Raw genomic sequence first — 14,610 nt, 5'->3', positions numbered from 1 at the left:
CCTGCATATTAAAACATTGCTCAATTTTACATCATTTTGCCCATTTATTTCGAGTACTATTTTAAATTAATGTGAAATTTTTAGTAATGGAATTTTGACAATCCAATAGCAATTGTAGGTTCAATTAACCCAGCAGAACAGGGGATGGTCCAAAACTCGATGTATCCAATTTAAATGACAATTAGTGTTATTTAAATTGGAGATGAACTAAGATTCACAAATGCTAATGCATCGTACGCTTTCCTTCGCTTGAACATTGAACTATTATTTTTTTATACCTGCAATGATTACTTCCTCATCCTCATTTTCATCATGTGTTTTGGCAATTTTCTTGGCAAGTTTCTGGTAAAACAAAGTACAGGGCATTTCCTCAACGCCCCCTTTCTTATTGACATCAAAACGGGAACATTGATTACCAATTTTTTCCACATAAATTTGGTGTCTGTCCCGTTCTCCGTCTTTACTGACTGTAGGATAAGTAATTAATGCCTGATCGTAATCCTGGAGCAAGGCTTCTACAGTTCCCTCACTTTCACTTTCACTTGCTTTAACTTGTTTCGTCTTATAAGGAATATTATGATCTACGAATACTGCATGCAAACCGTCTTTGCCCTGATGAATCAGATCAATTTGGTGTAATTTTTCTTTAATGGCCTCTTTATAAATATGTTCTGCGCTTCCTGTCATAAAACTATCATCTCGAAGACCTAATTTTTTCTCAAAATATAAATTCACTACTGGCGAGCAAATACCATTTTCATCAGCGGATGCACCTACTTCATCTAAAATTTCATCTTGGGTTGTAAAGGTTTTATCCGAGGAAGGGGGTTGGGGAGTTACAAGAAGAGAGGTTACAATTTTTTTTGGTGAACTCGCATCTGATTCAGGGTTGACCTCTTCAAGTTGGGGTTCATTTGAGTCTAAACGACTTGAAACAGCATTTTTCAAAGCGGAGAATTGAGCTGCAGCAAAATTGAAAACGAGATTAATTGGCGTAAGTAATGAACTCGAATTTGACTGAGCCACTGCGTTATATATTTCATTACTACTACCTAATGACTGTTCCTGATCGCTGCTGTTGGTCTCAGGTAAGCTAGGTGAGCTTTCATATGTTTCCTGATGTTCAATATCGAGTACATTATAATCGGTATCTAAATAATCACTCACGGGAATTCCAGATTGAGTATCAGATTCTAATGGCAAAGGGACAGTAGCAACTGAGAGTGAGTCTCGAACATCACTCACAATACCTGGATCGCCAAACGCATCCTCCATATTCAATTCCTCCTATACTATTAGATGGGTAGCATGTCATTATGTTAACACAGTGAGGAATTTATTACCATAAAATGACTTTTCTAATACGTTACTGGTGAGTTCTTAACAAAAATTTATCGCTGTACGTATAAGGATCTACAAAAATCTAATGAAGACTTAGGTAGTCTTCATTAGATGGTTAGGTTGCTATATTTTTTTCTGAGACGAAACATCACTCGAATTTTTCTCAAGCTCTTCACTAGAAGTGGTACTAGTAATTGTACTGTCCTTTTTTTGCGCCTTATCAGAACGTTCTCTGATTTTACTCATTAAATAGGCAGTACTGGGGGATTTAGTAACAAAACCCGGTTGAGAAGTGACGCCGCCCTGAATGGACTCTAGATCAAGAGCTGATAATTCAATAATACCTTTCCCGGTGTGAATTAAGCTGCCTGCTTTGTCATAATGATCCTCGCCTTTTCCAAATTCATGGGCAATCTCAAATTCTTTTTTGGCATGAGAAGTTGCTTCGCTAGGAGGATGAATTTCTGAATTATTTTCCTTGAATGATTCTTGTTTAGCGTTTGCATGTTGCTTCAATGACTTGCGAGCTCCAGGTAACAAGGGTTTTCCACTTTTATCGAGAAAAACGTTAACACCAACCATTTCAATATTATCTGTACCACCAGTTTTCTTATGAAGTTTATCTCGTTCGGGATATTGAAACGTATGGTTTTTACATTCTTCAATATTTGTTTGTGACGCCCCTTTAACCGTATCAATCATCGCCACTATAATTTTATTTGTTGAACCCACATCTTTTTGATGATCTTGATAGTCTACTCCATCAAAATTTACATCGAATATTGGGTTAGGAACTTCATCTATTGATTTTTCCTGCTCCGTACTGGGAGGGGTAATTTTCGATCCGTTGAAAGGAGTAGATATAAAATTTGCAATAAATGTGATGGGGGTTAATAGAAGTTTAGCTCCTGCCCATGGATCGCCATTTTTCTCTGAACTGTTTGAACTGCTTGAGCTGGTTGATGAATTACTGCTATCACTTTCATAAAAGCTGGGTGTCTCACCAAATTGAGTTTGCAATTCTTGCTCTGTTTTGTTGTAATCTGTATCAAAATAGTCTTCCACAGGAATGCCGTCGACCTCTTGTGTAACTTGAGTAGGAGTCGGGTTGTTTTCTCTAGAAGAATCAAGATTTTCAGCCTCCCCAGTACCAGAAGATTGGTTTTCACTTGAAGTTATAGTTTGCTCACTACTTATACTAGAATCTTCCTTTTTAACTTCCGGGGGGTCATCGTCATTTGAAAAATCGAAGCCCATGTCAAAATTAAATTTTGATTGCATACATTACCTCTTACTTAATTTTACGGATGAGTAACTGGTATTCTATCTGATCAATATTAAGGCAGTATTAACACTTATTAATCATTGCAACATTTAAATAAAATGGGATCCCTCGGCTGATTTTTGGGCCTACATAATGTAGTTTGTGTAAGAATCCAGTCTCTGGCACGCTCTATTGATTTGTTCTGAAATATAAATAATTCAAGATGGAATTTTTTGCCCAGATATTTACATGCACAAGAGAGTCTTAGCAGTAGTTTTTACTAAAATTTCTAAAGAATAGTCCATGTGATTATGCTGCTTGCATAGTAAGAGATATTAGCCTGAGTACCATACCAATGCTGGGAAACAGGTAAAGAAATACCGACCTGAACAATGAGTTTGGGTGTGGAAAACCAAAGCGAGGGAGTCGCATAAATGATATTGCCTCCTGTATTTGGAACAACATGCGACGCCAATTGGGTTTTCTCACTATACTCACCATTAAATTCGAGCAATCCAGAACATATATATTTTTTTTCTAAGCTTTTGATAATATGACCTATTCCCAAATTATAATAGTATTGAGTGCCTTGCTGTATGGAATCCTGTTTCTCGATAAATAAAACCCCTGGTGCAATAAAGCCATACCAATCAATTAGAGTACGAGAGTAAGTAGCGCCAATAAAATAAGTCATAGCATTAAAACTTGAAGGGCTATTTTTTTTGGAAAATCCTGATACACGTTTACTAGGATCCTGTTTTTTAGAAATTGAATCCAAGGTGCTGATGGGAAAGGTAGGAGAAAAAATAATAGTGGCTTGATCTGAATATTTTGAGTTGTCCTGATTATAGAAAGCATATTCTAAATCTAGCTCGAGATCACTGATGCCTGATGAGTTTTGGTTGTCATTTATATAACTCAAAGCAACAGGTAGTGTAAGCAATAAAGAAGCTGTGTTTGTAATTCCGTAAAGGAGGGAAGGGGTTACATCTAAGATACGCTGACTTTGACTATATAAATAATCGGGATTAAATGAAACGATTAATTGTTTTTTATCAACGATATTTTGACCAAAGGAAAAAAATGGGCCTGGCTGTTGTGAAGTGGGTAAAGAAAAATTACCTACAGTTGGAGGTTCGCTGGCAAGTGTAGTATCAATTGCTGCGAATGGAGTTGTATAAGTTAGGAATAATAAAACAAACAACAAACTTCTGCATGAGCTCAGGAGATTGATTTGTTCTTGCATCCCACGCTCCTAATTAGGCTCCGCTTATTTCTTCTTGTTTTGTTCATCAAGCATAATACCTATGTTAGGCATAGATCAATCACTCTAAAGTACTCAAAATTTAAAGCAGGGTTAATTCCCTAATTATTCGTTTTAACAATTGCTTAATTTGATTAAAAGCATAGAAAAATTAATATCAAGCTGGAGGTAATTTCAATATCCTTGCTTAGTTATGCCTTCACCTCAATTATGCTAAATATTCGAGTAGAAAAAAGAAAAAAATGAAAAAAAGTCCCAAGATCAAGTAAAACATAAATTGATCTTGGATGCGTCTTTGTTCTCTTTCTCTGGGACGAAGCATATAAAATGCTATAAAAAGAAATACGACGCCAACGATTATGCTTAAAATTTGAGCCCCCACAAACAGGGATGCGAAAGAAGATGATGTTGTTTGTGTAACAGGTTCTCCTACCGGAGTTATTTCCACCACTGGCACATATAGATTCATTTTTATTTATTGTGAGAACTTTTTTTTATCCTCTCTCGATTTGACCAAGATTGCAAGTGTGAAAAAAAATTTACTCACTTTGTGGAGGTATCCATATTTGATTCTATCTATTGATGTTTTAGCTATTGGATTCTAAACCGTTATATTGGTTATAAATTTATAATTTCGTATCCAAGCCATCCAACAAGGTCTCATCATTTCAAATTAAATTGCGGAATTAATCCTTATTCTAAGTCTTGGAGCTCTTCTTACCTGCGTTCTTTGTAAATCGTTTTTTCCCTGGATTGTTCAACATTGAGCTGGGTTTATTCTTGTGAATAGGTTTCTTAGGTTTCGAAGAAGGATTGGTTTGAGGGACATTATGATTGGGTTCAAAATCTTCAATTTCAATCCGGTTTAATTTGTGTTGAATTAGTTTTTCTATAGCATGTAATTGATTGACTTCATCAGCACAAACTAAAGAGATGGCTAATCCGGAAGCGCCAGCGCGACCCGTTCGACCGATACGATGGACGTAATCTTCTGCAACTTGAGGTAAATCAAAATTAACTACACAAGGTAATTGATCAATATCAATACCTCGAGCCGCAATATCTGTGGCCACCAAGATATGTAACTCACCTGATTTGAATTCTGCTAAAGCTTTAGTACGTTGTGATTGTGATTTATTGCCATGAATTGCCGCAGCATGGATTTGTGCCTCTTCCAATTGCTTCACTAATTTGTTTGCACCATGTTTGGTTTTAGAAAATACCAAAGTTTGCCCCCATTTGTTTTTATGGATCAAATGGCTCAGTAAAGCGGCTTTCCGGCTTTTATCCACCGGATGGACTGTTTGTTTGATTTTAACTACGGTTGTATTTCGAGGCGTAACATCAATTTCTACAGGATGGTTTAGAATGGTTTTGACAAGAGTACGAATCTCATCTGTAAACGTTGCCGAAAACATGAGGTTTTGGCGATTTCTTGGTAGGTGTTTAATAATTCGTTTCATATCATGAATGAAGCCCATATCCAGCATCCTATCTGCTTCGTCCAGGACTAATGTATCCACCTCATCGAATTGTATGGCTCGTTGTTGATGCAAGTCCAGTAAACGTCCGGGGGTGGCGACTAGAAGTTCAACACCAGAACGTAATTTCATCATTTGAGGGTTAATTTTAACCCCACCAAATACTACCGCAGAGCGAAGTGATAAATGTCGCCCATACTCAAGGATGCTCTCATGTACTTGACTGGCTAATTCACGAGTAGGAGTAAGAATGAGCACACGAGTACTGTTGCTTTTAGCTCGAGGTTTTGAACTGAGTTTTTGTAAGATAGGTAATACGAAACTTGCTGTTTTCCCCGTTCCTGTTTGAGCCGAAGCAAGGACGTCTTTACCTGATAATACGGTCGGAATCGCTTTAGTTTGAATAGGGGAGGGTTCCTTGTAGTTTAATTCGTTAAGGGCTTGAAGTAATGGTTCAATTAAACCTAACGATTTAAAACTCATGCTGTTTTCCTTTATATATTGATATCAGTGTAGGGAGATAATATTGTACATTGTTCAAAATGTTTATTTAGAGGGCAATTGTATCACAGTTTGAGAGAGTATGTTAGAAAGTGCCTTAAATCAATTATAAATTGCCTAATTAGAAATTTTACTTTGGGTAATTCGCTTAAGCAAAATAAGACTATTAAACGCTAGTCTATAATAAGAGAACAAAGTTTTAATATCAAAATCGAAAATGAGAAACAAAATAAATATTGAAAGGATAATGCAACAAGGAGGAATAACCGGTGCATCTTTTGCAACTGTTGATTCTAAAGGTGATATTACACCGATCCCTGTAGGTAATATCCTCGATCACGATGTACAAAGTGAGGTCAAAGAAGACACGCTTTTTCAATGTGCTTCCCTAAGTAAGCCTGTATTCGCATATTTGGTTTTAAAATTACTTGAGGTTAATAAAACAAATACCGAAGAGGATTGGCCGGGTAAATTTAAAACAGATTTTGATTTAGAGACCCCCCTGTACTCAGTTTTTAAAGACAAAGGGAAAGTACTTGAGGGCGATAATAACCCTTTCCTAAAACAATTCAGTGATAAAGAACAAGCAAAGCAATTAACTGCTGAAATGGTTTTATCACATACAACAGGCTTACCCATAGTGGGTAGTCCGCCGTATCAATTCCAATTTAAACCGGGCACCAGCTACGCCTATTCGGGACCTGGTATTGAATGTTTGCAAATAGCGATTGAAGAATTAACGGGTATCAATCTTGAAAAATTAGCTCAAGAGCACGTATTTGGACCTTTAAAGATGTCTAAAAGTACCTATGGCCCTGAAGGTATCGCTGCAAATAGTCTAAAAACAACAGCAGAAGAATATGCCAAATTCATAACAGCGTGGATCAATGATGATAAATTAAATTATGCCTTTGACCCTGTAGCACCTGCAGAATCTATGAAAAATGACTTTTTCCCCAACCCAACATCAATTGGTAAACTGGTTGAAAAGATAGAAATTGATAACAAGGATAGAGACCTTGTCGCCTGGGGGTTAGGAATAGGACTGGTAAAAAATAATCAAGGTCAAATTATAGGAGCTTATCATACCGGGGATATGGGCAATAACACCGCTGAATTTCGCTCGGGAGTTGGAGCAGTAATTGATCCTCTAAGTAAACATTGTGTTGAAGCTACTGTTTATCTGACAAAATCACCCAATGGACATATTCTCGCAGATCAAATTTTACCTAATATACTAAAACCGGGACTGGATTATTTTTTTCCGACCTATGGATTTGCCCGCAATGCGGACGAGTTGGATGGAACAAATTTTCATGGTATGAATCCTAAACTCTTAAAATCTGAATTAAAAGAGATGGCTTACAAAACAAAAACACCTACCCCCACTTTGGAGCCAATTCTTCAATCTGTTGAACACCCATCTAAATTAGCGAAGGAGAGGGTTTCGGAGTCTAATGATAGTACTCAAAAAATGTTTCATCAAATGAAGGTTACTCCCTTATCAACTAAACCAGTACCCTCAGCAAAAAACACTAAATCTGAAGAGAAAGAAGTAGACTCCGTCAAGCAAGACCAGAAAATTGAGCAAAAGGAAGAGGATAAAATACAAGAAGACCAGGTATTTAATCCGACACCGCTTTCGACATCTTTTGATCCTTATAAGACCTGATCCTATTATTTATAATGGTGATATTACTAATATTTATACCATTTATCGGTCATCTCCAATTAACTTTCATAACATCTAAGACTAAACGAAGACTCGTTCAAAACAGGTGAATGGTACAATGTACAATGAGCTAAATTGGTTTAGTGTGTTCCAACGATAGGGGATACGTCGTTCAGATCACAGGCTAAATATGAGTAATACCTAGGTAAAAACCAGCCTAATTTTTCGAGCAGGGCTTGTGTTTTACTGGATGTAAATTGGTTCTTGTTAATTGAGAAGACCAGTTCATGCTGATCATTCTCTGGAAGATAGACAAGCTTGACTTTGGCGTCATTAATACCAAAATGCTGCAAGATGGCTTCAAGTAATTTTATTGATGTAGAGGGCAGGATCTGCGCTGGCACGTCGCTTATCAGGATATCAGTGCCTCCGCGAATAATATGTGCATGCGGTTTATCTGTTTTGAAGGGATGATCCTTGGGCTCAGCAAATGTCCGATAGAGGTGAAAACCTAAGATGTCACCATAGCTGAGGTCGATGGCTTGTCTGGGATTACGCGCCTCGATGGTTATGCCAACCCCTTCATTAATTAAAAAAGTATCGATTAGCTCAGGAATGGTATAGCTTGTTATAGTACTTCCGTCTTCAGGGATGGATTCAGGAAGTTCAAGATTATAGTAGGTAAGGCCTGCGGGATTGAAGATGATCTCAGGTTCACCACTAGTGAAAATAGCGTGGGGCAAGCACGTTATGAGACGGTTATACCAAGCAGATTTTCTATTAGTACTGTCGATCTCAAACAATGCTCTAAGCTCTTGAGTTGCTGAAAAGGAAAGAGCTCTGTTTTCGGGTGTATCCATAGATTGCCACTTCATTTGAAAAATACATTGTATCAAAATAATACAATAAATAACATTAACTTGTCTCCAATAATTATAACCCTCTTAATAGAAATCACGTAAATTAGCCTTGATAAATTCGCTATAATCTTTATTAGAGAATCACGGATAAGCTAAAATGAAATATCGAAGTGATCAGGATAATGATTGGGAAATATTAAAGAAGCAAATAAATAACTTCTTTTTCATACTCGGAATGTATCATGAATAATTTAGTTGGTTTCTCTTATGAGCCAGACTTTCTTACTCAACTAGAAGAAGCAGAACTACTAAAAAATATTCAGGAGCTAAGGTGGCAACAAGTGGCATTATTTGGCCAGATAGCAAAACGTCGAGTTGTTCATTTTGGAATGGATTATCATTACGGGCGGCGAACAGTAAAAAAAGCTGAACCCATCCCCGCGTTTTTAAATGAAATTAAAATTCGAAGTGCTGGGTTATTAAAGGTACATCCCGACAAAATTGCTGAAGTGTTAATTACAGAATATCCTATTAATGCTGGAATTGGCTGGCATCGGGATGCTGCAGTGTTTGAGACAATTTGCGGCATTTCCTTAAATAGCTCTACTTTAATTCATTTTAGAAAACGAAAAGAGCACCAGGAACAATATAAATTACTACTTAATCCGGGCTCGGCTTATACTCTAGACGGCGATATACGTTGGAATTGGGAACATCGGATTGCTCCGGTAAAACAATTACGATACTCAATTACGTTTAGGACATTAAAAGTATCTGTAGACTAGAAAATCAGAAATATTTTATTCATTTGGGGTCACGGAGAGGATTTGAATTAATTCAAATATTATCAGCGCAATAAATTTGCTAATAGCATAATTTTGACATGACCTTACCTAAAAATTTGGCAGAGCAAGCTGACAAATCGATGAAAGATGTCTATATGTTTGATATTCTGTTCATTCCCAAACCAGCAGACCGAACAACATATGGTAGAAAAGATTAAGGATGTTATTTTGTTTTAGATAGGGATGATGCGGATGCATCAGTTAGTTAATCTAAAAGGTGTAGTGATCTCGGACTTTCCTTCCTGATGATTATATCGAGGGATATCTTGATTTAAATACCAAATTACCCACTGGTTACAAAAAATATAAAAAACTATAGCTATACTCTAATATAGTTCTAGTAAGGTAATAAGGAAATTTTAGAATGCCCAGGAACCGTGATAAAGATATCTCATTATTCCAACGATAGGTGATACGTCGTTCAGTCACAGCTAAATATGAGGAATACGATAAAAACCAGCCTAATTTTTCGAGCAGTGCATGCGTTTTACTGGAGATCATTCCCTGGAAGATTGACAAGCTTGGCTTTGGCGTCATTAATACCAAAATGCTGCAGGATCGCTTCAAGTAATTTTATTGATGCAGAGGGCAGGATCTGCGCTGGCACGTGGGCTTATCAGGATATCAGTGCCTCCGCGAATAATATGTGCATGCGGTTTATTTGTTTTGAAGGGATGATCCTCGGGTTCAGCAAATGTCCGATAGAGGTAGAAAATTCGTGTTATACCAGGAGATTCCTAACTTCGCTCAGGACAATGGGGTGGGGGTTATTCAAATTATAAAGAAAAAACTTGATCCTTTTGAGTCTTATTGTAACTATGAGTAAAAGGATTTTATCCATATTATAGGAGATTACGGATGCGTAAGACGAATTTTGTGCAGGCAGTATTTAAGTTCAAGATTTTTTTATTGTTTGTTATATTCACTGCCTCGGTCAATGCATCTGATCCTCTCATTTACATGCGACCCAACGAAACACCCATGTTCACTGAATTGTACCAGCGGTATGGCCTGCTTAACCCTCCTGCAGTGCAGGTATATGACAGCTCCGTTTATTTGGGGCAACCTGGTGAAAATAGTTTATTAATCCCTTCTAGTATTGCTTTTTTTAATGATGTTGATGAAACACTTCGAGCTTATCATGCGCGTATCGGTAATAAAGAATTGTTTCTTGATCCTCATGAAACAAAATATTCCTTTTGTCCGTCGAATGGATCGCTGCAAATTATTTTTGCTCTTGTTTATGCTATCGCTGCGACCGAACCCCAAAAAAACTTTCTATTTGTTGAAAAAATTCCTTTTTATTCTTTCCATGAGCACGCAGTCAATTATCGACCCTATCCAAATGCGCGTTTTCAGGGGTTTAATGATCCTAGTGAAGTGAAGCCAAAACCAGATGAAATTTTAGTCGAATTTGTAACCTCACCCAATAATCCTGACGGCACATTTCGCAAGCCCTACACTCAAGCGAATATTATCATTGCGGATTTAGTCTTTTCTTCTCCAACTTATGGAAGTGATGGTACGGGATATATCAAAGAAAATATTGACTGGCTTTCTAAGGCTAGGAATGAGGGCAAACATGTTTTGGCATTTAACTCCGTTTCTAAAGCTCTGGGTAGACCAGGATATCGCCTTGGTTATATGTGGTTTCCTATGAGTGATGCCTATGCTGCTAGTATTTTTCATAATTTCTTTTCTTATGTATGGAAATTAACAACAGGAGAAAGCACTCCAGGAGTTGCTGAGGCGTTAAATCTTATGTCTGCTCTAGTTGCACTTCCTGATGGGGGGCAAGCTCTTCGCACCGATGCTTTTAATACCATTGTAAAACGACATAATCTTGTCAAAACAGAGATGCTTAAGCGTTATCCTGGAACAGAGGTCATAAGCATTCCAGGTAGTCCTACTTTTTTTGCAAAGCTAAATAGTCCAGGCATTCCAAATATGACTGGCGAGCAGGTTCTGCTTCAAGATCTTAATGTTGCTGTAGATAACGGTAATTCGATGGGCGCTACAGATGCCTTCGTCCGCATTAACTTATGTGGCTATAGTGGTGATCTTGCCCAGTTTTTGAATCGTCTCGCTCAAGCTAATAAATATAAAGAAAATGAGCTCTTGGTAACCTCGGCAAACTATTGTAAACACAGGACAATTCATAGTAATGAAAACCTTGTGTATGTCGCTAATCCTGATGATTGTATTATTGATGTTGATGCTGCAGACGCTAATGTTGAGATCGTACTGCCCCAATTTATTAACTATCAAAAAAGCAATTTAATTTCTATTAAAAAGATTGATAATTCAATACATTCAGTTACCGTGAAATCAAATCAATTAACGAAATCCCTTAAGGGTAAAAATGAGCAGTTACAAATGCAGTGGACACAACCCTTTTTCTTAAAGGGGCAGTGGCAAATTGCACATTCATAAATTTGATTTATTCATTGATTTGGGGCTCACTTTGCGCGATTTCGTGAGCCCCCCTAGTTTTCAATGAGCTCTTTGGGTAAATTATTGCTACATTCCGAAAAGCTTTCTTCAAATTTATGCTTAAATGGAGTACGTGGATCTGGACTTAAAATGTGTTCTTGAGTTAAAGCACCATACTGATTAACTCGATTAGGTCCTGTGGAAGAACCCGTTATCAAAATATTAATATTGAAAGAACCATTACTTTTCATTAATAAAATTGCTTAGAGTATCTTTTCGTTCCGTTGCTTGTTACACCCCAAATTCTGCTATACTACCATTCATTGAATTGATCAAAATTGACCCTTCTAAACGTATGAAAAAGATTTCAAAGATACTAACAATTCCGTTTCTTGTCCTTGATTTCTTCATAGAATCGATTGCATCGTTATTTACTAAGTCCACTTATAAATCTTTATCATACAGTGAAACGGAAGAAAGGATTATGAATTGGGTAAATTTACATTCTAGTAAAATACAATCAATACAAAAAAAACAATACCAGGTAAAAACCGATTATCTTGTTGATTGCACCGAAATTAGAATTTTTCCAAAAAACTCGAAATCTCTGCCACTTTGTTTTTTCATTGGAGGAGTGTATGAACTTGATATTCAATTTGGTCCTGATGGGGAAGATTATCATATAACATATAGAGACTATGACTTTAACATTGATGCTAGTACATTGGATGCAATACTAACATCATATTTGAATGGTGATTATTTTATAAAAGATTATAAATTTTATATTAAAAATTTAAATAGCGAATTAATTGAAGGTGAAGGATTCATAACCAGTCAAAAAAAACTCGATTTTCCACCATTATAAGAATATTTCCGACTATGATTTAAGATATCAAAATGGAAGATAAAAGTGCAGTACATCCAATTGAAATATTCCAAGTACTGCTAAATAGAAATTGTTGAATTAAATAACCCCTACCTCCATCTCGCAACAAGAGATAACACCCATAAGCTTGCCCGCAGTGATATTCGCCATTTTGGAGGCATAGAGTGGAAAATTACCTGCAACTCCTGAAGTCGTCATGCATATATTGTCTTGCGTGGTTCCGGGTTAAAGGTAGCATATGAAGGTGACCTGCGAATCGAAAAATAATCTATGGAATGGTTTTATGATATTTCCATGATCCCTTCATTTTTAGAGACATTTACGATTTCACTATATTTCCTTTTTTGCTCCCAATATTATCGACACAGAAAATAAATTCAAAAAGAGAAGCTGTAGTTAGATCACAGTTTTCTCAAAGCTAATATGCTTGAATTTTTCAGGTATAATATCTTTTAGTAAAGAGTCAATTTGAGCAGCAAAAGGTTCATATACGGATGGGCGTCGAGGAAAAATTCTGTCGTTTATCCAATAATCTGGCCATCCTTCTGTAGTTTCAATGCAATCTCTAGCAAAATTTGTAATATTAAATTTTTTTTCAACTTGAATACAGCCACGTAGAAAAATATCAACATAGGATTGGACAATTGGGAAATTATTGTTAGGAAGTTGATTTTCCGTTGAGGCTATGGTGTATATCCAAACTTGCTTTTGAGTTGAAAAGTTAGAAGATCCAGAAAGTGGTATCAAATTGTCCGGATCAATTTGTTTTCTACAATAAAAGCTCTCTCTTTTATCATAGCTTCTGATGTTTTCCGGCTCACTCAATTTGTAACTTACACCAATAAAAGATGAGCTTTTACTTTCAATGGCAGATAAAAACGTGGCATTAACTCCAGGTAAATTACCATGTCCTGCCCAAATTCTCTTATATCCTTTTACCAAAATAGGAACACTCTCTTCAGCAGATGGATCAGTTCTTTTTTTAGATGTCTCATCAATTAAACTTCCATAGCCAACAATATATTGTGGAAGATTAGGGTTGATTTCTGGGTAACAATCAAAAGCAAAAGAAGGGAGGGAGAATGACAATAAAATAATTAACTTAAACTTCTTCATACAACTTACTTTCTATTGATTTAGGGCTCAAGGCAAAAAACTATTTTCGTTATTACTTTTTGCATCAGCAGTTATATTTTTATAATTTACGATATACAAACTCATTCAGTTCGCCCCCTGTAACCTAACAAAGATTGGAGGAATTTCACACAAGTCTTTATTTACTGGCGTCCCGGAGAGGATTTGAACCTCCGACCTGCCTCTTAGGAGGGGGAGTTAATAATTATCTCAGATATTTCCATCTATTTCTATGCAGAATAACTTCTTTAATATAAAGAGTTTTGTCACTTTTAATTACATAGAAATACATTGCTATACTTTATTTTACAAATAAATTGCATCCTTATGCACCCAGATTTGAAAAGGATATAATATTTCAGTTTTATTGGAAACATGATTTAAAACAAAATAATCACCTATGGATAGAGAGCTATATATAAATGAACTATCAACCCAACACCTACCAGAATATCAAAATTTCCTAGAACAAGTAACTAATGAAACGTCAAACTCGTATTCGTGGCTAAATCAGTAAATAAGGAAGCCATATCTCTTTATTGGTGGCTTGGGGAACAGATTGTACATCATCAAAATGAGCATTCTTGGGGAAAATCGTTTGTAGAGTAATTATTAACAGATTTACGGAAGATTTTTCCAGATGCAAAATTTGGTTTTTCGCCAGAAACTTAGGGATATGCGGCGATTTTATTTGGAGTATGAAGATCATTCAAATCTGCGACAACTCGTCGCAGAAATTCCATGGGGACAAAACTTGCTCATTATGAATAAAGTCAAAGATAATGATGAGCGCCATAAAATTAGCTTACCGGGACTAAAGAACAAGCATGGACGCGTGATACATTAAGTGCATAAATTAATTCAAACGCAAAAATAACAAGAGAAGAACGAAGGATGTATGCAAAACATTGAGGAATTAATCCAGT

12 protein-coding genes are annotated in these 14,610 nt (G+C 36.4%); 5 read left to right on the top strand and 7 right to left on the bottom strand.

Annotated elements, in window-relative coordinates:
- Positions 1 to 264 precede the first annotated feature (264 nt).
- The 4 genes from ACWTE2_RS19000 to ACWTE2_RS18985 all read right to left on the bottom strand — a co-directional run bounded on the left by ACWTE2_RS19000 (position 265) and on the right by ACWTE2_RS18985 (position 5,833).
- Positions 265 to 1,275, bottom strand: coding sequence for a hypothetical protein (locus tag ACWTE2_RS19000; protein ID WP_454783896.1), 1,011 nt, complete (start codon positions 1,273 to 1,275; stop codon positions 265 to 267).
- 189 nt (positions 1,276 to 1,464) lie between these two features.
- Positions 1,465 to 2,622, bottom strand: coding sequence for a hypothetical protein (locus tag ACWTE2_RS18995; RefSeq protein ID WP_454783895.1), 1,158 nt, complete (start codon positions 2,620 to 2,622; stop codon positions 1,465 to 1,467).
- A 272-nt stretch (positions 2,623 to 2,894) separates the two neighbouring features.
- On the bottom strand, positions 2,895 to 3,851 hold the full coding sequence (locus tag ACWTE2_RS18990; RefSeq protein WP_454783894.1) for a hypothetical protein: 957 nt from the start codon (positions 3,849 to 3,851) through the stop codon (positions 2,895 to 2,897).
- A 716-nt stretch (positions 3,852 to 4,567) separates the two neighbouring features.
- Positions 4,568 to 5,833, bottom strand: a complete 1,266-nt coding sequence (locus tag ACWTE2_RS18985; RefSeq protein WP_454783893.1) for a DEAD/DEAH box helicase — start codon at positions 5,831 to 5,833, stop codon at positions 4,568 to 4,570.
- A 265-nt stretch (positions 5,834 to 6,098) separates the two neighbouring features.
- Between ACWTE2_RS18985 and ACWTE2_RS18980 the strand changes: the two genes are divergently transcribed.
- Positions 6,099 to 7,523 (top strand): serine hydrolase domain-containing protein, encoded by a 1,425-nt coding sequence (locus tag ACWTE2_RS18980; protein ID WP_454783892.1) that lies wholly within the window; start codon positions 6,099 to 6,101, stop codon positions 7,521 to 7,523.
- A 140-nt stretch (positions 7,524 to 7,663) separates the two neighbouring features.
- Here the strand turns inward: ACWTE2_RS18980 and ACWTE2_RS18975 are convergent, their stop codons facing one another.
- Entirely contained in the window at positions 7,664 to 8,383 is a 720-nt protein-coding gene (locus tag ACWTE2_RS18975) for a hypothetical protein (protein ID WP_454783891.1), read from the bottom strand.
- A 242-nt stretch (positions 8,384 to 8,625) separates the two neighbouring features.
- On the opposite strand from ACWTE2_RS18975, the gene ACWTE2_RS18970 reads away from it, so the two are divergent.
- Entirely contained in the window at positions 8,626 to 9,168 is a 543-nt protein-coding gene (locus tag ACWTE2_RS18970) for an alpha-ketoglutarate-dependent dioxygenase AlkB (RefSeq protein ID WP_454783890.1), read from the top strand.
- Positions 9,169 to 10,086: 918 nt separating this feature from the next.
- Positions 10,087 to 11,661, top strand: coding sequence for an aminotransferase class I/II-fold pyridoxal phosphate-dependent enzyme (locus ACWTE2_RS18965; RefSeq protein ID WP_454783889.1), 1,575 nt, complete (start codon positions 10,087 to 10,089; stop codon positions 11,659 to 11,661).
- Between the two features lie 53 nt (positions 11,662 to 11,714).
- Here the strand turns inward: ACWTE2_RS18965 and ACWTE2_RS18960 are convergent, their stop codons facing one another.
- Positions 11,715 to 11,912 (bottom strand): hypothetical protein, encoded by a 198-nt coding sequence (locus ACWTE2_RS18960; protein WP_454783888.1) that lies wholly within the window; start codon positions 11,910 to 11,912, stop codon positions 11,715 to 11,717.
- Between the two features lie 233 nt (positions 11,913 to 12,145).
- Here ACWTE2_RS18960 and ACWTE2_RS18955 point away from each other — a divergent pair, with 233 nt between their 5' ends.
- Entirely contained in the window at positions 12,146 to 12,529 is a 384-nt protein-coding gene (locus ACWTE2_RS18955) for a hypothetical protein (RefSeq protein ID WP_454783887.1), read from the top strand.
- Between the two features lie 417 nt (positions 12,530 to 12,946).
- Here the strand turns inward: ACWTE2_RS18955 and ACWTE2_RS18950 are convergent, their stop codons facing one another.
- Entirely contained in the window at positions 12,947 to 13,666 is a 720-nt protein-coding gene (locus ACWTE2_RS18950; RefSeq protein ID WP_454783886.1) for a gamma-glutamylcyclotransferase family protein, read from the bottom strand.
- Between the two features lie 658 nt (positions 13,667 to 14,324).
- Between ACWTE2_RS18950 and ACWTE2_RS18945 the strand changes: the two genes are divergently transcribed.
- Positions 14,325 to 14,531, top strand: coding sequence for a DUF1016 N-terminal domain-containing protein (locus tag ACWTE2_RS18945; RefSeq protein ID WP_454783885.1), 207 nt, complete (start codon positions 14,325 to 14,327; stop codon positions 14,529 to 14,531).
- Positions 14,532 to 14,610: the final 79 nt, after the last annotated feature.

The sequence above is a fragment of the Legionella nigrisilvae genome, assembly GCF_977063395.2.
The sequence above is the reverse complement of the archived record's forward strand: the minus strand, read 5'-3'. Positions and strand labels throughout refer to the sequence as shown.